Below are 19,756 nucleotides of genomic sequence, written 5' to 3'. Positions count from 1 at the left end.
GGAGCAGCATGCAGAGGGTCATTCACCTCATCCATACCTCGCCGGGGCGCACGCGCCTGCGGCTGCCGTGGTTGCGGCACGACGCGAAGGAGGCCACGGCGCTGGCGGACGAGCTCCTGCGAGTGGAAGGAATCCGCGAGGTGCAGGTTCGGCCCTACACCGGCAGCGTGCTGTGCATCCACGCCCCCCAGGAGCTGGGGGTCGAGGACCTGCTCGAGGAGGTGCGCCGGTGCACCGGCGTGGACCGGGTGTTGCGTCCCGGGGAGGAGCCGCCCGAGGAGGAGGTGCTGCTGCTGCGGGCGCTTTCAGAGGGCAGCGGCGTGGCGCGCGCGGCCAGTCAGTGCGTCAAGGGCATCAACGTGGACCTGCTGCGTGCGACCGAGGGGCGCCTGGACCTGGGCGCGCTGGCGGCGATGGGCTTCGCGGTGGCGGGCGCGGTGGAGGTCGCCGTGACGGGCAGGCTGACCCGCCCGCCATGGTTCAACCTGGGCTGGTGGGCCTTCCGCACCTTCATCACCATGGAGGGCGTGGCCATCCGGAAGACCCCTTCACCGGTGCGTCACTCCGACAGCGGCGTCCAGGCACCGCATGGCCAGGACACCGCCGGGGCTCCCCGACACGACGCGTGAGCGGAGGCGGGGCGGCACACGCTCCCGCATGCCGATCCGTCCAGGGCTCAAGGACCGCGCGAATCCCACGGATTCTTGAGCGCCTTGGGCGAAGCCAGGGAACCTTCCGTCAACGCCAGCCTGCGTTCAGTAGCGCCCGCAGCTGAAGTCGTTCTTGTTGACGTTGATTCCCGTCATCGCGGTCCCGAGCGGACACATGTGCAGGTTCTTCCCCGTGTCACGGGTCGCCCCATTTGCATCCACGGACTCAATGACGGTCCCGGGGATACCCGGCTGGCAGATCAGCACGTTGTCCTGCGCGCTCATGCCGACCATGAAGTAGTTGGGGGGACACACGTGCATGCCATTGCGATGGGTGCCATTCGCATTGTCGGCCACGCGGTTGTAATACCACGGCTGGGCATTGACGAAGGTGCACCGGAACATGTTGTCATTGACGCTCACTCCCGTCATGACATACCCCGGCTGACAGCAGTGATAGTTGGGCACGAACGGGGTATAGCCGTTGTTACACCGGGTGCTGTAATTGGGCTGATCCCCATTGTCGTAGTAGACGGTGCTCGTGAGGAACGCGAATGCAGGTGGGGGCTGGGTCGTCCCACCCGTACCGCCGCCCCCCGTGCCGCCTCCCGTATCACCGGTGTCACCGCCGCCCCCTGGGTCTTCGACCTGGAGCGCCGCGGAGGCAGTGCCCCGCGGATCTTGAGCCATCGGCTCAGCGCCTCCACAGGCGGCAAGCAGAGCGGACAGCAGCAGCGTGGAGCTCAATCGAGTACGGAGGGGGTGCGAATACATGGGCGTCGGGTCCTGGAGAGTGCTGCGGTGGGGGGCAAGTGCGACGGAGCCGCCTGCGAGAGGCCGACTCCCTTCGCGCGGCCGATTTTAAATAAACAGTAAAATTCTAGCAATACCAATTCGACAGCTCTCTCCGAGCTTGAATCATCTTTGACCCATCTCTCGATGACATGGCGCATCATCGGCCTGATGTTTGAGCAAGGAGCAGGTCCTCGCAGGCTGCACGCGGGTGAATCGCATCCTGGGTCTGCTTGTGGTTCACCGCGGCCTTCAGCCCGCTCATCCCCCACTCCACCTCTGACGCGCTTCACACATGGGACTTCCGCCTGGGGACGACCTGCTCATCCCCGAGCAGCGATGCGCAGCCGGCCGGTACCGGGCTGAACGTCAGACGTGTGTCCTTTCCTCTCTTCGCCGGAGGCATTCACAGGAGGCCTGGATGCGGATGACGCGAAGTTGGGCGGCGTGGCTGTGGCTGGTGGTGCCTCACTTCCTGACGCGCGTGGAGGCGACGACGCTGACGTTTCAGCCACGGGCGGGCATGGGCACGGCTCAAGGCTTCATGCAGGTGGAGCCGACGCTCATTCTCGACGGAGGCGCGGAGTTCGGCCTCAACCTGGGCGCCCCGGTGCGGCTACATCTTTGGGGCGGAGGGAAAGACACGGGTCTCGTGCGGAGGGAGGACTGGGACAGCCTCTCGGACTGGGGGCAGGTGGTGCGTGCCCTCAAGCTGGGCTCGGACAACGCGCCCGTGGGCGTCTGGTTCGGCGCGCTGGAGTCCTTCAGCCTGTTGTCCGCGCACCTCGTGCGGCGCTACTCCAACCGAAGCAATCCCGACTACCACCCCGCGGGAGGATTCCTCACCGGGACGCTGGGACCGCTCTACACGCAAGCCTTCGCCTCGGACGTGCTGGGCGCGCGCCTGATGGGGGCGGAGGTCGCGCTGGACGTGCAGCACGTCCTCTTCGACCAACCCCGCGAGCCGGGCCGCTACACGCTGGCGCTCTCCGCCGTGCATGACTGGGGACGGGTCGGAGGGCGCGCGCCCTCAGTGACGCTGGCGCACCTGGACGGCACTGCCGTGGCGGTGCAGGGGGCCTTCGCCACGGTGGGCCTGGGGGTGGACAATGCGCGCTGAGGCCCTGCTGCTGGCCGTGGTGATGCTGGCCACGGGATGCGCCTCCGTGCCACAGGCTCCCGGGCATGGCCTGAGCTTGAGTTACGCGCCGAGTGAGTCCCCCTCGCCCGCGTGGGTGGCGGCTCCTGGGGATGAGCCTCCACGCGCATTGCGCTCCCCACCGTCCTCCATCTCGGGGCCTGGGATGTACCAACGGCTGCTGCGCCGCCAGGGGCCACGCGACGACGCGACCGGCGCGGGGTACGGCAGCAGGGATGGAGCCGTCGGGGGCAGGGGGCGGAGCACCGCCCTGACACGTCAAGCCGTCCTCGCGGCCATCGGAGAGGTGCGGGGCTCCATGGACAGCAGCGAAGCCGCGCTCTCCAAACTGGCGTCCCGTCCTCCAGCCCTCGTGGGATGGGGCTTCACCGGCGTCTTCACGCGATACCTCGACCAGGGCTCCACTCAGTTGACGTGGCTTCGTGACGCGCTCGGGAGTGCCACCGCGTTGACGGATGCGGCCTCGGACGTCGGCGACGCGGACATGGAGCTGGGCCTGCTGCGCATGACAGGGCCGAAGCTCCAGGCGGCCCAGTTCGGGACCCTCCTGCTTGCCACCTGGGTTGACTTCCTCCACCTCGCTGACGCCATTTTCAGAAACTGCCCGATGTGCAGCGTCGAGAAGCTGTTCGCAGACCTTCATCGCGTGCAGGGAATGATGGAGCCCACGCTGGCGGACCTCTCTTCACTGGACCCGGAGCGAGTCGAAGCGGCGACCCTCGCGATGCCTGAACTGATGGGGAAGCTCACCCGTGAGTTCGACACACTCCAGCGAGAGACCCGCTCGACCATGAAGCTCGGCGGGCAGGTCATCGCGGCGATGCAGGCGTTGGAGATGGTCGCCATGATCTCCACGCTGAAGATGTCGCTCCCACGGCTCCCTCCCTCCGCCCCCGCCACGCTCGGCGTGGGCCTCGTGATGAGTTCGGGTGGAGTCATGGTGGGCTCGCGGATTGCCGTCTCCGCCGAGTGGGTGGAGATGATGCGAAGGCTCGTGCAGGCGGGCGTCCTCTCCGTTCCTGCCGTCAGCGCGGCCGTCCGCATTCACGGTGGACAGGTCATGATGGCCCAGGCCCATCAGGACCTACCCAAGGGCGTGCGCGACGCGTTGGGGGACAGCCCCGAAGTGCGCGGCATGCACGAAACCGGCAGGGCAGGAGCGGGCATGTCGGACGGCCCGAAACACCATGTGTTGCCGCAAGAGCACCGCGAGTGGTTCGAGCAACGCGGCTTCAAGGGCGACATGGACATCGACCAGTTCTGCGTCCGGTTGGAGCAGGCCCACCACGAGGCGATTCACGGTGGGGGAAACTGGAAGCTGGGGCGCACATGGCCCGGTGAGTGGAATCGGCTGATCATGGAGCTACTGCGCGACGCCGAGGCCGAAGCTGGACGCAGGTTGACGCGGAATACGGTCCTGAGGATCGTCGGAGAAAACATGAAGATCTACGACATCCCGATGAATTTCACTAAGGGGAGAAGCCGATGACCGACGGACGTTCATGGCAGGGGAACTGGAAGGCCCGCCTGTATGAGCGCGTCCACGAACACGGCTTCGACTCGCTCACTGCCTTTGCCGAGGCCCGCCCTACCGCTTCGCTGGTGGCGCTGGCCGAGGAGCTTGGTCGCGAGGACATTGCCGGTGTGCAGGTGTTCAGAGGACTGGTGGCCGAGGCGGAGCGCAGCCATCAGGTCACACGCCTCGTTCGCGGGCAGTTCGTGCGCGAACTGTGTGCATATCTCCCAACCGGCTGGCCAGCCGTGCTGGACGACGACGCTCGGATGGAGGTTGCCCTCGTGTTCAGCCAATGGTCGGCGTACACCCCAGAAACCCATAAGGGGAGAGTTCGACTGGCCAGGGAGGCACTTCGCGCCAATCCCCCCCCCGCTGGATGGCGCCCGCTCGGCCCTGACGACGAGCTTCTTCGGACACTCCTCCCCGACGAGGGAGCTTGACTGGAAGCGGCGCCCCTTCGATCCGATGAAGGAATCGCCATGTGCCCCGTGTGCCCCTCCAGCGGGGTTCGGGGGGCACATCGAATTGATATCGAGGCGGCGGTGAGGGCCCCAGCCCCCTGACGCAATGAGCAGCGAGCGGACCGTGGAGGGCCTGCATCCCAGCGACACGGGCTCCGAGCGCATGGCCAAGGAGTCGGCCTGCCCGGGCGAGGCGTCGCGGGACCGTGCGACGCCCCTCCCGTCACCCGAGGAGCTACTGACAGCAGATGACGTGCATGTCGGGGTGCATCCACTGCGTGTCCAGGACGTCCGGCGCCAGCTGCATGCGGCCCCACGGCCAGGCGCCGACGACCGGCGTGGAGCAGGACACGTCATACGCCGGCCAGACCGAATAGGTGTTGTCCGCGCGGATGGCCACGAACTTCGCGGCGACGCAGCTCTTGGGGCCGTTCTGGTTCGCCGCGCAGATCGCCTGGCCGGTCATGCCCTGATAGGCCATGGTCACGTAGGCCGGCTGGGACCCGGAGGGGCACTGCTGGGCCGCCAACGCCCGCGGAAAGAGGGCGCGCACGTTCTCCAGCTCCAGGGCGGAAGCCTGGGTGGCGAAGAACGAGACGGCGAGGGCTGCGAAGGTCAGGGCATGCTTCATGGCTGTCTTCTCCAAGGCGTGATGCATGGGATGAACGGTTCGCGGCGACTCGATGCCGCCGCGAATGCGTGACATTGCAGGGGCCGCGCCAGGGCCGGACCTGGCGCTTCCGGTGGAGCCCTCCGAGGAGGACGGCCTCCAGGAAGGAGCCCGTCCCCTGGCTCCCCTCCGCGCCGACATGTCGCCGACATGCCGGTGACGTGCCGTGCCCTCCCGGGTCCACCCCGGCCACGGCTGGCCCGTTGCGAGTACGATGGGCGCCTTGCCTGGGGGCGTTGCTCGATGCGTCAGGGGTTCGAGGCCGAGCTGCGCGTGGCCCTCGCGGAGGGGCTGCTCTCCGAGCAGGAAGCAGGAGCACTGCGGGAGGAGGTCCAGCGCACGGAACGCGGGCCCCTGGCCCTGCTTCGTGAACAGGGCCGCCTGTCCGAGGACTCCCTTGTCTCGATGATGGCGCTGGTCCGGGGTGACGCCGCAGCCCGCTCGCGCTCCGGGGTCGAGGACGCGACCACCCCCGTCGCGCCTCCGCCAGCCCCCTCCCCCGAACCCTCCGCTTTCCCGATCCCCGGATGGGAGCGCTACCTGTGCGTGCGCTTCCTCGGCGAAGGAGGCATGGGGCGCGTCTTCCTCGCGAGGGATCCACGGCTGAACCGGAACGTGGCCCTGAAGTTCGTCCGCGGTGATGCCCCGGAGCTCACCCGGCGCTTCCTCTCCGAGGCCCGAGCCCAGGCACGGGTCAACCACGAGCGCGTGTGCCCCGTGTACGAGGTGGGAGAGGTCCAGGGGCGCGTCTACATCGCCATGCGGTTCATCGAAGGACAGTCGCTGGGCACGCTCGCCCGCGGGCTGTCCTTCGAGCAGAAGGCGCTGGTGCTCCAGGCCGCCTGCGAGGGCGTGCACGAGGCACACCGCGTGGGCCTCATCCACCGGGACCTCAAGCCCTCCAACATCCTGGTGGAGCGCGCGGAGGACGGGACGCTGCGCCCCTACGTGATGGACTTCGGGCTGGCGCGGGACTGGAAGGAGGGCGCCACCGCCACCGGCGCGGTGCTGGGCACGCCCCACTACATGTCACCCGAGCAGGCCCGGGGCGAGGTCACCAGCCTCGACCGCCGCGCGGATGTCTACAGCCTGGGCGCTACCCTCTACAGCGTGTTGACGGGCCAGCCGCCCATCCCCGGAGCCAATGGCCTGGAGGTGCTCAACCACATCGCCCACACGGAGCCCCGGCCCCCTCGCGCGGTGGATCCCGACATCCCGAAGGACCTCGAGGCCATCGCGCTCAAGTGTCTGGAGAAGGAGCGCTCGGCCCGGTACGACTCGGCCCGGGCCGTGGCGGACGAGCTGGGGCGCTTCCTCCGCGGCGAGCCGGTGCGGGCTCGCGCGCACGGGCCCGGGTACCGGCTGCTGCGGACGCTGCGCCGGCACCGGTTCGTGGCGTCCGTGAGCTTCGTGGCGACCCTGCTCGTGCTCCTCGCGTTGGGACAGGCGGGGCTGGCCCGCCGCGAGGCCGCCACACGGGAGCGCCTGGCCCGCCGGTTCACGGAGTCCGTCGAGCGCATCGAGGCCCTGGCCCGCTACTCGGACCTGTCGCCGCTGCATGACACCCGCGTGGATCAGCGCGCCATCCGGACGCGCATGGCGGCGCTCGCGGCGGAGATCCAGGAGGCCGGCGAGCAGGCCGCGGGCCCCGGACACTATGCGCTGGGGCGTGGCTACCTGGCGCTCGGAGACGAGGCGCGAGCCCGCGAGGCGCTCGAAACCGCCTGGGCGCGAGGCTTCCGCGAACCCCGGGTGGCCTATGCGCTGGCGCTGGTCACGGGCCACGAATACCAGGCGCGACTGCTGGAAGCCGAACGCCTGCGCGACCCCCAGCGGAGGGAGGTCCTCAAGCGCGAGGCCGAACTCCGCTATCGCGATCCGGCGCGGGACTGGCTCCGCCAGAGCGACGGTGCCGAGGTCCCCTCCACCGCGTATGTCGCGGCGCTGCTCGCCTTCTACGAGGACCGGTGGGACGACGCCCTCGCGCGGCTGGCCACGCTCGGCCCCGGGTTCTCGTGGTTCCACGAAGCGCTCAAGCTCAAGGGCGACATCCTCCAGGCCCGCGCCATGCGGCACTGGAACCTGGGCCAGCCCGAGGCCGCGGCGGCGGACTTCGAGGCGGGCCGCAAGGCCTACGCGGAGGCGGTCGCGAGCGGCGAGAGCGTGGCCTCCCTCTACACGGCCCAGGGCGAGCTCGAGTTCGGCGCGCTCATCCTGGAGGTCTACGGCAAGGGCGCGGTCCTGCCCCCCTACACGCGAGGGCTCGAGGCTGTCGCGCGCGCGCTCACCGCGATGCCAGACCACTCCGATGCATGGGTATTGGAAGCCCGCCTCCACCGCCGGCTCGCCGAGTACCAGGGCAACCTGGGCGAGTACGACGAGGCGCTCCCCCAGAAGGCGGTGACAGCCGCACGGCATGCGCTGGAGCTCGACCCCTCGCTGTCGAAGGCCCGGCTCGAGCTGGGGCAGGCCTGGTGGATCTGGGGCCACCTCCGTCAGCTCCACTCCCAGGACCCACGTGAGCAGCTCCGCGCGGCGGTCGAGAGCTTCGAGGGCCTGGCTCCCGAGGACCGGGACGCGGGCTTCCTCCTCAACCTGTGCCTCGTCCACAAGACCTGGGCCGACTACGAGGAGCAGGTGGGCGCGGATCCGCTGCCCCAGTACGGCAAGGCCATCGACGCCTGTCGCGCCTCGGTGCGGCTCGACGGGCGGGTGCCGGAGGGTTGGCTCAACCTGGGCATCGCGCTCTACACCCGCGCCACCCAGCCCCGGGATGCGGATGCGGACGCGGATCTCTCCCAGGCCGTGGCGGCGCTGGACCAGGCCCGGACCCTCAACCCCGGGCACGTGGTGACCTACTTCTACGCGGGGTTGGCGCATGCGCTCGTGGCCCGACGGCTCCACGTCCGGGGCGGTGAACCCAGCTCGGCGCTGGAGCGCTCGGCGGAGCTGTATCGGAAGGGCATCGAACTCGGCCCCGGCATCCCCCAGCTCCACAACGGCCTGTGCCTGACGCTGCTCCAGCAGGCGCAGGCGGACTGGGACCACGGAGCGGACCCCACCCCCGTGCTGGCCCGCGCCCAGGCGGCCTGCGAGCGGGCCGTGGCCGTCGCGCCGAAGAGCGGGTACGGCTACATCAACCTCGGGGAGGTGTTCGCCCAGCGCGCCCTCTACCAACGTGCGCGCGGAGAGGATCCCCGCGCGAGCGTGCGCGCGGCCGACCTCGCCCTCCAGCAAGCGCTGCGCTGGCTCCCGGAGGACGCCGGGACGCTGGCCAACCGCGGCATGGTCCACGCCACCCGGGCCACCTTCGAACTCGACCACGGACGCGATCCCCGCCCGAGCATCGCGCGCGCCGAGGAGCCCTTGCGGCAGGCGCTCGCGCGCAAACCGAACCAGGCCGACGCGTGGTACTTCCTGGGGGAGACGCTGGGCGCCCGGGCGCTGTACTCCGGCTCACGCGCCGAGGACTGCGAGGCCGCGGCCCAGGCGTTCCGGAAGGGCATCGCGCTGGCTCCAGAGCGACAGGACTTCAACCTGGGCTTCGGGCACTTCCTCCGGCGCTGGGCCGCCCGCGCGATGCAAGCGAAGCAGGACGCGGGCCCCCTGCTCCAACAAGCGCTGGAGCAGGTCGATCCGCTCATCGCGTCACGCCCCGACTGGCCCGACGCCCACCTGTTGCGAGGCGCGCTCCTCTCGCTCCGGGCGGCGCTCCCCCCGGACGAGGCCGGACAGCGACAGGCGTGGCGCGAACAGGCCGTGGAGGAACTCTCCCGCGCGCTCACCGCCAACCCAGGCTTTCAACGCGAATGGGGCGGCCTCCTGCGGGGTGCCCGCGCCAGACCCGAGCGGTGATGCGAGACCGCGTCAGGGAGGGGGCGGGGTCGCGACCATGGTGCCGGCGTTGCCTGTCGTGTCCTTCGGGGGGAATCGCGGCTCCTGCCCCTGCTCGCTGATCCACAGCCTGCGGCGCTGCTCTCCCGGCTCCGGCGCAAACAAGGTGTCCACCGGGAGGAGCATCACCTCCGTGTCGAGCAGGTCGATGCAGTCGCCCCCCTGGTCGGTGCTGTCGGACTCGAGGATCCAGAGGACGACGCCTTCGCGTGGGTTCGAGGCGACCACGACCTCGAGCACGTCTCCCGGCATCACGAGGCAAAGGCTGGGGTCATTCAGCGCCTCTTCGCTCCGGGCGCTGTTCATCACCAGTTGAAGGACGGGCTCGAGCCGCGTCCCCAGCGAGCGGACCGGATGCGAATCGTTGACGTACTTGGAGAGGATCAATTGGTGCTTCGGCATGGCACGGTTCCTTTCGACCCGACGACCCGGGGCCTCGAGCGGACCCGGCAATTCCTTGCATGGGGCCTGCCACGGCGTCAGGAGCCCCGGGTGCTCAGACCCAGCTCCTTGATGCGTCGGTTGAGCGCCCGCTTGGAGACCTCCAGGCGCCGGACCATCGCGTCCAGGTCACCTTCACACTCCTGATGACAGGCGGTGATCTCCTCCGCGGTCAGCGTCCCCGCCCTGCGGATGTTCGGGTGCTTGTCGATGACATCGTAGATGGACGAGCGCGGGATGCCGAGCCGGTCCGCCGTCAACTTGAGGTCCCACTGGTGCTGACGGAGCGCCGCCAGCAGCTCCTCGCCCGTGATGTCCGTGGATTTGCGCCGGGCGACCGCAGCGGGGGGCTTCGCGACCGGGGTCTCCACGACGGCGGTCTCCAGTTCCCCTGCGAGCCGCGGATCCAGCCGCAGGACCGGCTGCCCCCGGCTCCCAATCACGAGCTGGCGGGTGAGGTTGCGCAGCTGCCGGACGTTGCCGGGCCACGCGAAGCGCAGCAGGCGCAGCGCGAGCGAGGCCGGCAGCCAGGGCTCGGCGTAGGGGTCACGGGGCGTCAGGCGGTGGGCTTCGCCAATGGCCTCCAGCTCCTCCCGAGCGAAGTGCAGGAACAGCTCCCCCAGGTCCTCACGCCGCTCGCGCAGGGGTGGCAGCCGGACCTCGTAGCCAGACAGGCGGTGCAGCAGCGGCGCCTTGAAGCGCCCGTCCCGGATGTGCTCCTCCAGGTGGGAGTCAGTGGCCGCGATGAGCCGCACGTCCGTCTTGATGGGGGTGGTGCCACCCACCGGATACAGCTCGCCGGTCTCCAGCACCCGCAGCAGCATCACCTGGACCTCGGGAGGGGCTTCGCCCACTTCGTCGAGGAACAGGGTGCCGCCGTGCGCCGCCCGGAAGAAACCCTCGCGGTCGCGGGTCGCACCCGTGAAGGCGCCCCGCTGCGCGCCAAACAGCTCCGCGGCCGCCAGCTCCCTGGGGATGGCGCCCAGGTTCACGCTGATGAAGGGGCGGCCCTGTCGTGGACCGTGTTGATGGATGGCCTGGGCCACCAGCTCCTTGCCCGTGCCCGTCTCACCCCGGATCAGCACCGGCACCTGGAGGTCGGCGATGCGCAGGATGTGCTCGCGCACACGCCGGATGCCCTGGCTGTCGCCCCGCATGCCCAGCGTGTCCGAGGGCGCACCCACCTGGCGCGAGGACAGGTGCAGCAGCAACACCAGCCGTCCGGCGACGTCGAGCGGCACGCCCGCCGCCAGCTCCTCCCGCGTGAACTCACAGCCCGTCACGAGCCCGCCGTTCACCGACACCCGGGTTCCACCCTCGCCGACGCGCAGCCGGATCCTCCCGGCCTCTCCCGCGGAGAAGACGATGGGGACCCGGCTGACGAAGGGGTCCGCCAGCGGCTGGCCGAAGGGCTCTCCGGGCCGGGCGAAGTTCGGACCGTTGCGGGACACCTCCACGTCGCGGCCCGCGAGGACCGCGTCCAGGAGAAGCCGCGCTCCCGCCCGCGTCGCCATGGGATGGGAGAGGAGGGTCAGGGCTGGCACCCACTCATCGGCGGACGCCGCGACCCGCGGGTTGTCTCCAACGGCCGTCGAGACCTCGGCCAGGCCCGAGGGAGACAGGGAATCACGAGGCCCGTGGCGGGACATGAGCCACGGTTTCTACCATGCCCGCACATGGAGCGCTCCGAGGCCCCCGTGGGGAGTCCCCTGCTCCCCCTGACGTCCTCAGAGGCTGCGCTCCAACCGCTCCCGCGCCTTCACGATGGCCGCGGTGCGTGTCGTCACGTCGAGCTTCGCGAACACGTTGCGCAAGTGCCACTTCGTGGTGGAGAGCGCCACGTTGGAGCGTTGGCTGATCTCCTGGTTGCTCAGCCCCTGGGCCAGCAGCTTGAGCATCTGGAGCTCCCGCTCGGTGAGCGGCTCCAGCGGCGCGCTGGGCAGTGCCGCGAACCCCACCGGCCCGCCGCTGCCCAGGGACAGCAGGTCCTGATACCGCTCGGTGTATCGGGCCGGCAGGACGTGGCTCAGCTTCCGCTGCGTGGCCGCCGCGACGATGACCTCCTGCAACCCTGGCGTCTCGTCGAACACGCCCCGGCTGAAGCCAAACCGCGGCACCCGCGCGAACCCCCGGTTCACCTCGGCGAACGCCGCCGCGGGGGCTCCGGCACGCCAATGACATACCGCCAGCGCGGCCAGCAGCGCCGTCTCCCGAGCGACACAGCCCGCCTCATGCGCGCTGGCCCGCAGCGTCTCCAGCAGCCCGTGCGCCCGGTCGTGCCGCCCCCGCGCCATCAACACCCAGGCCTGCGCCACCCCCAGCTGCTCCCAGGTCTCGTCGTAGAAGCGTCGCTCACGCCACTCGCCCCGGCGCATCCGCTCTCCCAGGCCGAACTCCCGCGCCACCGCCTTCACCCGCGCGGGGGATTGCTCCACCAACCCCAGGCGGATCTTCTCGCCACAGACATGGGCCAGGAAGCGCGTCTGGTGTCCGCACTCGAGCACGCTGTGCAGGTAGTCCAGCAACTGCCAGGCCTCCGCGTACTTGCCTCGAATCGACTTGATGCGGGCCAGCACCAGGTACGCCACCGCGAAGGTCTCGAACACCGCCGCCTGGGACAGCAGCGGCAGGACCTCGATGCAGAGCGCCTCCGCCTCATCCAAACGGTTCTGGTCATAGCGGGTGTTGGCCAGCGCCGTCGCCGCGTTCACCCACACCGGGTTGCGCCGTCCCCGGCTCGCGCGCTCGAACGCCGCCTCGCACCGGTCCGACGCATCTTTCATGTGCCCCTGCGCCCGGTCCGCCAGCACGATGAGGACGTCCGTGTAGCCCACCAGGTATGCATGGTTCAGCCCCTGCAACGTCTCGCGCGCGGCCGACGCGAGCCGGCGCATCGCATCGAACCGGTTCAGCCGGAGCGCCTGGTAGGCCTTCGCCGCCAGCACCGCTCCCGCCATGAAGACATCCGGCGCCTCGTCCCCGGGTGACTCCTCCAGTTCAACGCAGGAGCCCGGGGCCGAGTCCGACAGGACGGCGTGCAGCAGCGCGAGCCGGGAGAGCTGCCGCGACAGCCGCTCACGCTCCGGGTCGGCCCCCGCCGTCTGGAGCCGGCGCTGCGCGTCCTGCAGCGCCAGGGAGGCAGGCGCGAAGCAGCGGGACAGGATGAGGCACGCGATGCGCGCCACACAGACAGCCGGCGAGCGGAAGGTCTCCTCCGCTGTCAGCTTCGCCGTCCAATGGAGCACGGAGGCGATCTCGCCCTCGCGCATCCACGCCTCCGCGCAGCGGGCCGTGAGCTCCAGGCACCAGCCCCGGTCCCCCGAGGCGAACGCGTGCGTCAGCGCCTCGTCCGGCAGCGCGTTCCCGGCGAACCACTCGCTCGCCGCGCGGTGCAGCCCGGGGAGGCGGTCGCCGTACGTGCACGCGAGCTGGGTGCGCAGGAAGTCGAGGAACAGCGAGTGGAACCGGTACCATTGGTTCTGCGTGTCGAGCGGCTGGATGAACAACTGCGCCCGCTCCAGCTCCGCCAGCAGCGCCGGTCCATGCGTGATGCCCAGGAGCGCGTTGCACAGCGCCCCGTTGAGCCGGTCCACCACCGAGCTGAGCACCAGGAACGCGCGCACCTCCGCCGTCTGCTCGCGCAGCAGCACGTCCGCGAGGTACCGGGCCACGTCGTGGTTCGAGCCAATGGCCTTGCGGAGCGCGTCGCTCACGCTGGCATGCTCGCCCGCCGTCAGCAGGGCCAGCTTCACGCCGGCCACCCAGCCCTCGGTGCGCGCGCGCAGGTACTCGACATCCTCGGGCTTGAGCGCCGCGCCGCACAGGCGCTGGCCCAGCTCATGGATGGCCTCCCCATCCAGGCTCAGGTCGCGGCTGTCGAGCGTCACCAGCTGCTCGGTGAGCTTCAGCTTCGCCAGGTCCAGTTCGGGAGGGCTGCGCGAAGAGACAATCCAGTGGACGTGCGGCGGAGCGTGGTCCAGCAGGTATGAGAAGGCCCGCACCAGCGCGCCCTCCCGCAGCACGTGGAAGTCGTCCAGGACCACGACGAGCTCACGCCCCAGGTTCCAAAGACTCCGCAGCACCACCGTCGTCGCATGGTCGAGCGGGAGCGCCACCTGCGCATCCAACTGGCTCGCGATGTACGCGTCGAACTCCGGGGCCGCGCGGCGGATGGCCCCCACGAGGTAGGAGAAGAAGCGCTCGGGCGCGTTGTCCCGCTCGTCGAGCGACAGCCACGCGAGCAGCCGCGACCCTCGCGCCTCGCGGTCCCACTGCGTCAGCAGCGTCGTCTTGCCCGAGCCCAACGGCGCGGTCACCAACACCAGCTTGCCGCCAACCCCGCGGTCGATCTTCCGGAGCGCCGCGCTCCGCGACACGAGCACCGACGCCGTCCTCGGCGGCGAGAGCTTCGTCGGCAGCAGGTGTGAGACCGGGTCGCCCATCGGCCCAGGACGCTCCACGACGCCCCCTGGCGCGACAGGGCTCCCCAGAGCCATTCGAGAGCTCGGCATGGGCACCTCCCCCCTGCGACCGATGGCAATGCCCAGTAGACCACGGGCGACGCACTCGAGGACCGGCCCCCTCACGCCCCCAGCGTCGAGCAGAGAACACCGCGACGCGTCACAGGCGCACCCAGACCCCGTGGAGGTCCCCCCAGCGCGCCTGCGTCCCCCTCCCTTCGGAGGGGGCGATGTCGCGGTGCTCACTGGTAATTCAACTTGAGCAGTTATTCCTCGCTCCCTTGGAGATCCCCATGGTCCGTCACCCCCTAGCGGGAATGAGCAAGAACCGGTGGCGCGCTCACGCCCGTCTGCTGTGCGCCGCGGTGTCGCTCTTCGTCTCCTCGCGTGCCGCTGCCCAGGCGCCCTCGTTCATCGAGTTCGAGAGCGCGCACGTGCGCCCGTTGGCCCTCTCTCCCGACGGGACGAAGCTGTTCGCGGTCAACACGCCAGACAACCGCCTGGCGGTCTTCAACGTCACGAACGGAGGCCTGTCGCTCGTCGCGGAGGTGCCGGTGGGCCTGGAGCCGGTGTCGGTCGCCGCGCGCAGCGACACCGAGGTCTGGGTCGTCAACCACCTGTCCGACAGCATCAGCGTGGTGAGCGTGAGCGGCACGCCGCACGTGGTGCGCACGCTGCTCGTGGGTGACGAACCGCGCGACGTCGTGTTCGCCGGAGCCAACGGCCATGCGTTCATCTCCACCGCGCACCGCGGCCAGCAGCGCACGGACCCGTCCATCGCCTCCGTGCCCGGCGCGGGGGATCCGCAGCTCAGCACGCCCGGCGTGGGCCGCGCGGACATCTGGGTCTTCAACCCCGCGTCCCTCGGGACGACGCTGGGGGGCACGCCCGTCCGCATCCTGACGCTCTTCGGAGACACCCCGCGGTCGCTCGCCGTCAGCCCGGACAAGAAGACGGTGTACGCGGCCATCGCCCAGTCCGGAAACCGGACGACGACCATCAACATGGACAGCGTCTGCAACGGCTTCGGCAACGCGGGCGTGTGTCTCGTCTTGCCGGACACGTTCCCGTGGGGAAACAACCTCTTCCCAGGCGGGCTGCCCGGTCCAGCCACGAACGCCCAGGGTGCGAAGGCCCCGGAGACGGGCCTCATCGTCCAATGGAACAGCACCCGCGGCCGATGGGAGGACACGCTCGGCCGCGACTGGAACAACGGCGTGCGGTTCAACCTGCCAGACAAGGACGTCTTCGCCATCGACGCGGATGGCCTGCAACAACAGGCGTTCTACACCGGCGTGGGCACGACCGTCTTCAACCTGGCCACCAACCCGAAGACAGGCGTGGTGTACGCGACCAACAGCGACGCCAACAACCTCACCCGCTTCGAGGGCCCCGGTGCCTTCGGCGGCAGCACGGTGCAGGGCAACATCGCGAAGATGCGCATCACCGTCATCAAGGGGACGTCGGTGTCTCCGCGCCACCTGAACAAGCACCTCGACTATTCGAAGCTGGCCGGCGCCCCCGGCTTCGACCTCACGGCCAAGAACCACAGCCTCTCCACCCCCACGGAGATGGCCATCTCCAGCGACGGCGCGAAGCTGTACGTGGCCGCGTTCAGCTCCAGCAAGGTCGGTGTCTTCGACACCGCGGCGCTGGAGGCGGACACCTTCAACCCCAGGACGGCGAGCGCCAACTACATCCCCGTGAGCGGCGGCGGCCCCAGCGGCCTCGTGCTGGACGAGGCGCGCAACCGCCTCTACGTGATGACCCGCTTCGACAACGCGGTGAAGGTCATCGACCTCGCCACGAAGGGACAGGTGGCGGCGGCCGCGCTCTACAACCCCGAGCCCGACTCCGTCGTGCAGGGCCGCCCGCTCCTCTACGACGCGAACTTCTCCTCGGCCAACGGCGAGGCCTCCTGCGCCAGCTGCCACATCTTCGGCGACAAGGATGAGATCGCCTGGGACCTGGGCAACCCGGACGACCCGGTGTCCACCAACGCCATCGACAAGCGCCTCGCGAGCAGCCTCGAGATTGGCGCCTTCCGCCTGTTCACCGGCCACCCGAGTTCGGACATCAACGGCACCGGCAACCAGGACTCCTTCCATCCGATGAAGGGGCCCATGACGACGCAGACCCTGCGCGGCATGTCCAACTCGGGCGCCATGCACTGGCGCGGAGACCGCTCGACCGGGTTCTTCGGCGCGAGCGCCTACGACGAGGCGCTCTCCTTCAAGAACTTCATCGTCGCCTTCCAGGGGCTGCTCGGCCGCGCCACCCTGCCCACCGAGGCGGAGATGAACCGGTTCACGAGCTTCCAGCTCCAGGTGCAGCTGCCGCCGAACCCCATCCGCAACCTGGACAACTCGCTCACCTCGACGCAGGCGGCGGGCCGCGACTTCTTCTTCGGCAGCCGCCGCGTGGACGGCCTGGCGATTGGCACCAACACCGGCTTCAGCTGCAACGGCTGTCACGCCATCGACGCCGCGCAGGGCTTCTTCGGCACCGACGGCCACTCGAGCTTCGAGGGCATCAGTCAGATCATGAAGATTCCCCACGTGCGCAACATGTACACGAAGGTCGGCATGTTCGGCTTCCCGGACAACAGCTTCTTCCAGCACCCGGAGAGCGGCCCCACGGGCGATCAGATCCGCGGCTTCGGCTTCACGCATGACGGCGCGGTGGACACGCTGTTCCGCTTCTTCAGCGCCATCGTCTTCTCCAACACCAGCATCGGCGGGCCCCTGGTGGGCTTCCGGAACGACACCGACCGCCGGGGCGTGGAGGCCTACATGATGGCGGTGGACTCCGACCTGGCGCCCATCGTCGGTCAGCAGGTGACGCTGACGTCGACGAACGGCGCCGCGGTGGGGCCGCGCATCGACCTGCTGGTGGCCCGTGCGAAGGCGCCGTTCGTGTCGAAGCTCCTGGGCGGCTCCACGTACGAGGCCGACCTGGTGGCGAAGGCCGCCATCGGGACCCGCGTGAAGGGCTTCCTGTTCGACCGCGTGGCCGGCACGTGGAAGCCCGACGACGGCACCGCCAACATCACCCCCCAGGCCCTCCGCGCGCTGGCGAACACGCTGGGTCAGGAGGTGACCTTCACCGCGGTTCCTCCGGGCTCCGGCACGCGCATCGCGCTCGACCGGAACCTGGATGGAAGGCTTGACGGCCAGTAGCGGGCCGGGCGCTCGTGGCCCCCCAGGCCCCGCCTCGCCGGCGCGTCCGGAGAGGCGGGGCCTTCATCCATCCGTGTGGAGGGCCGCGCTCGACCGCTTCAGGGCGAACGGGTCCAGCTCGTCGTGAAGTCGCCTGCGACCTCCGTGAGGGTGTCGGGCCCCGTCAGGGTGATGGTCACGGAGCGGGGAGCAGGGTGGCCACAAACCCCTGAACCGTACATGTAGCGCGTTCCCACGTAGGTCCCGGGGGTGGCACCCGCGGTCACTCCCGCGAATTTCAGGTCGCCCGCCAGCCAGCAACCATCTCCACCGCTCGACATGTACCCTGAACCGCTGCTGTACAGGGTGAAGCATCCGGGCCAGCTCGGATGACACCAGGTGCCCACCAGCGGATCACTCGGGGAGAGGGCTGCTGCCTCTTGAGTCGCCAGGGTCGGCCCTGCCTCCATCTCCCCACCACAGGCGGCAACGAAGAGCGCGGCACCCCAGACGAAAGTCGACTGTCTTTTCATGCGTCATGGCTCCTTCAATGGAAAACGTCAAACCCGAGGCGGCCGCGATCCTCCATTCGACCGCCACCCATGACAACCACCCATCCTCTTGTCTGGATTATTGTTGCGCGGCGCAATGATTCTCATCCGCCCCGCTCCCCTTACAATTCAAGCGCGATGGCGGCAGGATTCTCCCTGGGGGGACCCGAACTTCCTCACAGGTCCCTGTGGGAGACACCATGAAGAACCTGTCACGAACGACTGGGATGTGGCGTTGGATGTTCGGTGCTCGCGGTGCGGCGCTCGCGGCCGTCGTGCTTGCACTGGGATGTGGCGACGTCCCCGAGGAGCCGTCCGCGGATCCAGTCCCCGCGACCCAGCAGGCGCCGCTCACCGCCAGCGGCGACTTCGACGGCGACGGGACCATCGACCAGCTCACCACCAGCCTGACGGGCGTCTCCATCTTTCATCCATCGAAGGGGACGACGAAGTTCTACGCCTTCAGCGGCAGCTTCGCCGTCAACAACGCCTCCACGGACCTGGATGGGACCGCGGGCCTGGAGGTGGTGGTCGTCACCAGTGGCGGCATCAGCGTCATCACCGACAAGAAAGGGACGTCGCAGTTCTATTCCTTCTCCGGCGACTTTTCGATCGTGAGCGTGAGCGACACGGACGGGGTGGCGGGCTCGGAGATCGTCACGGCATCGATTGGCGGTGTCAGCGTCATCCGGCATCGGAGCGCCAGCAGCACTTTCTATCCGTTCTCGGGGACGTATCAGATCAACACTGTCATCGACACGAACGGCGTCGCCGGCGCGGACATCGTCGTCGTGGCCAAGAACAGCACGGGCCAGGGCATCTCCATCATCCACGACTCGGCCCGCACCTCGCAGTACTACGCCTTCAGCACCACCTTCACCATCACCGCGGCCTGTGACTCGGACGGGGTCGCGGGAGCGGAGCTCTTCATCACGACGCCCACGAACAAGTACATCCTCAAGGACCGCACCGGGCAGACGACGACCACGACCCAGACGGGCTGCTGAGCGCGGACGTTCCGCTTCGACGTCCCGCGCGCTCGTGACCGCCGCGCCGCAGAGCCCCTGGCGGCGACCTCAAGGCTGCTCCGCCGGGGCCTTGATGAAGTCGATGAAGGCCCGCAGCGGTGCGGGCACGAGTCGCCGTCCGGGGTAGTAGAGGAAGGGCCCCGAGAAGCGCTGCCACCAGGACTCGAGGAGGGGCTCGAGGGCGCCGCTCTCAAGATGCGGGCGCAGCCAGTCCTCGAAGAGGTACACGATGCCGGTCCCGGCGATCGCCGCGTCGACAGCGAGCTCCGTCGCCCCGCCAGCCTGCACGATGAGCGGCCCCGTCGGCTCGACCCGCACCACCTCGCCGTCGCGCTCGAACTCCCACGGCGTCATCGCGCCGCTCGCGAACCGGCCGCGCAGGCACGCATGGGCGAGCAACTCGCGGGGATGTTCCGGCCGCCCGTGCCGCTTGAGGTAGGCCGGGGATGCGGCGGTGGCGAAGCGTTGGAAGCGAGGCCCGATGGGCACCGCGATCATGTCCTGCTCCAGCCGCTCGTCGTAGCGGATGCCGGCGTCGCACCCGGCGGCGATCACATCGACGAAGCGGTCCTCGATCATCACCTCCAACCGGATGTCGGGATAGGCGGCGAGGAACCCGGGGATGATGCCCGGCAGCACCAGCCGGGCCGCGCTGAGCGGGACATTGAGGCGCAAGGCGCCCGCCGGCTTGTCGCGGTAGCCATTCACCACATCGAGCGCGGCCTCCATCTCCGCCAGGGCGGGGTCGAGCCGCTTCAACAGTCCCTCCCCCGCGTCCGTGGGGACGACACTGCGCGTCGTCCGGTTGAGCAGCCGGACCCCAAGACGTGCCTCCAGGCGACGGACCGCCTCACTGAGCGAGGAGGCACTGCTGCCACTCATCCGAGCCCCTTCGCGGAAGCTCCTGGCGCGCGCCACCACCACGAAGGCGTTCAAATCACTCAGGTCGACCTTCACTGTTCGCCACTCCGCACAA

The 19,756-nt window shown here is 69.4% G+C and carries 12 protein-coding genes and 1 pseudogene; 7 read left to right on the top strand and 6 right to left on the bottom strand.

Annotation, left to right across the window (positions count from 1 at the left end):
• Positions 1 to 8 precede the first annotated feature (8 nt).
• Positions 9 to 629, top strand: coding sequence for an HMA2 domain-containing protein (locus tag GTY96_RS03120; RefSeq protein ID WP_161663787.1), 621 nt, complete (start codon positions 9 to 11; stop codon positions 627 to 629).
• Between the two features lie 126 nt (positions 630 to 755).
• On the opposite strand, the gene GTY96_RS03115 is transcribed toward GTY96_RS03120, so the two are convergent.
• The gene (locus GTY96_RS03115; RefSeq protein ID WP_143898368.1) at positions 756 to 1,340 is read right to left on the bottom strand and encodes a hypothetical protein; all 585 of its coding nucleotides are present in this window, start codon (positions 1,338 to 1,340) and stop codon (positions 756 to 758) included.
• Positions 1,341 to 1,863: 523 nt separating this feature from the next.
• On the opposite strand from GTY96_RS03115, the pseudogene GTY96_RS03110 reads away from it, so the two are divergent.
• The 3 genes and pseudogenes from GTY96_RS03110 to GTY96_RS03100 form a co-directional block, all read left to right on the top strand.
• Positions 1,864 to 2,514 (top strand): annotated as a pseudogene (locus GTY96_RS03110) (hypothetical protein); the annotation flags it as partial.
• A gap of 385 nt (positions 2,515 to 2,899) precedes the next feature.
• Entirely contained in the window at positions 2,900 to 4,090 is a 1,191-nt protein-coding gene (locus tag GTY96_RS03105) for a DUF2380 domain-containing protein (RefSeq protein WP_328700755.1), read from the top strand.
• Positions 4,087 to 4,557, top strand: coding sequence for an NUDIX hydrolase (locus GTY96_RS03100; protein WP_143898365.1), 471 nt, complete (start codon positions 4,087 to 4,089; stop codon positions 4,555 to 4,557). Before GTY96_RS03105 ends, GTY96_RS03100 begins: the two co-directional genes overlap by 4 nt.
• Before the next feature lie 256 nt (positions 4,558 to 4,813).
• On the opposite strand, the gene GTY96_RS03095 is transcribed toward GTY96_RS03100, so the two are convergent.
• Positions 4,814 to 5,209 (bottom strand): hypothetical protein, encoded by a 396-nt coding sequence (locus GTY96_RS03095; RefSeq protein WP_161663785.1) that lies wholly within the window; start codon positions 5,207 to 5,209, stop codon positions 4,814 to 4,816.
• Between the two features lie 282 nt (positions 5,210 to 5,491).
• Here GTY96_RS03095 and GTY96_RS03090 point away from each other — a divergent pair, with 282 nt between their 5' ends.
• Positions 5,492 to 9,103, top strand: a complete 3,612-nt coding sequence (locus GTY96_RS03090; RefSeq protein ID WP_161663784.1) for a serine/threonine-protein kinase — start codon at positions 5,492 to 5,494, stop codon at positions 9,101 to 9,103.
• Between the two features lie 12 nt (positions 9,104 to 9,115).
• Here GTY96_RS03090 and GTY96_RS03085 read toward each other — a convergent pair whose 3' ends face one another.
• From GTY96_RS03085 to GTY96_RS03075, 3 genes are all read right to left on the bottom strand, one after another.
• Positions 9,116 to 9,544, bottom strand: coding sequence for a hypothetical protein (locus tag GTY96_RS03085; RefSeq protein WP_143898358.1), 429 nt, complete (start codon positions 9,542 to 9,544; stop codon positions 9,116 to 9,118).
• 77 nt (positions 9,545 to 9,621) lie between these two features.
• Positions 9,622 to 11,232 carry a sigma 54-interacting transcriptional regulator gene (locus tag GTY96_RS03080; protein ID WP_161663783.1) on the bottom strand — a complete coding sequence of 537 codons (1,611 nt, stop codon included), beginning with the start codon at positions 11,230 to 11,232 and terminating at the stop codon, positions 9,622 to 9,624.
• Between the two features lie 78 nt (positions 11,233 to 11,310).
• Positions 11,311 to 14,025 carry a LuxR C-terminal-related transcriptional regulator gene (locus GTY96_RS03075; RefSeq protein WP_161663782.1) on the bottom strand — a complete coding sequence of 905 codons (2,715 nt, stop codon included), beginning with the start codon at positions 14,023 to 14,025 and terminating at the stop codon, positions 11,311 to 11,313.
• A 335-nt stretch (positions 14,026 to 14,360) separates the two neighbouring features.
• Here GTY96_RS03075 and GTY96_RS03070 point away from each other — a divergent pair, with 335 nt between their 5' ends.
• Positions 14,361 to 17,222: a YncE family protein gene (locus GTY96_RS03070; protein ID WP_235685298.1), complete on the top strand. Its 2,862-nt coding sequence runs from the start codon at positions 14,361 to 14,363 to the stop codon at positions 17,220 to 17,222.
• A gap of 769 nt (positions 17,223 to 17,991) precedes the next feature.
• Positions 17,992 to 18,759 (top strand): PA5033 family protein, encoded by a 768-nt coding sequence (locus GTY96_RS03065; protein ID WP_161663781.1) that lies wholly within the window; start codon positions 17,992 to 17,994, stop codon positions 18,757 to 18,759.
• Between the two features lie 69 nt (positions 18,760 to 18,828).
• On the opposite strand, the gene GTY96_RS03060 is transcribed toward GTY96_RS03065, so the two are convergent.
• Positions 18,829 to 19,737: a LysR family transcriptional regulator gene (locus GTY96_RS03060; protein WP_161663780.1), complete on the bottom strand. Its 909-nt coding sequence runs from the start codon at positions 19,735 to 19,737 to the stop codon at positions 18,829 to 18,831.
• Positions 19,738 to 19,756 lie beyond the last annotated feature (19 nt).

Origin of the sequence: Corallococcus silvisoli, from assembly GCF_009909145.1 — a bacterium.
Taxonomy (GTDB): domain Bacteria; phylum Myxococcota; class Myxococcia; order Myxococcales; family Myxococcaceae; genus Corallococcus; species Corallococcus silvisoli.
The sequence above is the reverse complement of the archived record's forward strand: the minus strand, read 5'-3'. Positions and strand labels throughout refer to the sequence as shown.

Excerpts from the sequence above, each read along its gene's own strand:
- GTY96_RS03120 (WP_161663787.1), top strand. The coding sequence starts at position 9 with ATGCAGAGGGTCATTCACCTCATCCATACCTCGCCGGGGCGCACGCGC.
- GTY96_RS03115 (WP_143898368.1), bottom strand. The coding sequence starts at position 1,340 with ATGGCTCAAGATCCGCGGGGCACTGCCTCCGCGGCGCTCCAGGTCGAA.
- GTY96_RS03105 (WP_328700755.1), top strand. The coding sequence starts at position 2,900 with ATGGACAGCAGCGAAGCCGCGCTCTCCAAACTGGCGTCCCGTCCTCCA.
- GTY96_RS03100 (WP_143898365.1), top strand. The coding sequence starts at position 4,087 with ATGACCGACGGACGTTCATGGCAGGGGAACTGGAAGGCCCGCCTGTAT.
- GTY96_RS03095 (WP_161663785.1), bottom strand. The coding sequence starts at position 5,209 with ATGAAGCATGCCCTGACCTTCGCAGCCCTCGCCGTCTCGTTCTTCGCC.
- GTY96_RS03090 (WP_161663784.1), top strand. The coding sequence starts at position 5,492 with ATGCGTCAGGGGTTCGAGGCCGAGCTGCGCGTGGCCCTCGCGGAGGGG.
- GTY96_RS03085 (WP_143898358.1), bottom strand. The coding sequence starts at position 9,544 with ATGCCGAAGCACCAATTGATCCTCTCCAAGTACGTCAACGATTCGCAT.
- GTY96_RS03080 (WP_161663783.1), bottom strand. The coding sequence starts at position 11,232 with ATGTCCCGCCACGGGCCTCGTGATTCCCTGTCTCCCTCGGGCCTGGCC.
- GTY96_RS03075 (WP_161663782.1), bottom strand. The coding sequence starts at position 14,025 with ATGGGCGACCCGGTCTCACACCTGCTGCCGACGAAGCTCTCGCCGCCG.
- GTY96_RS03070 (WP_235685298.1), top strand. The coding sequence starts at position 14,361 with ATGAGCAAGAACCGGTGGCGCGCTCACGCCCGTCTGCTGTGCGCCGCG.
- GTY96_RS03065 (WP_161663781.1), top strand. The coding sequence starts at position 17,992 with ATGTTCGGTGCTCGCGGTGCGGCGCTCGCGGCCGTCGTGCTTGCACTG.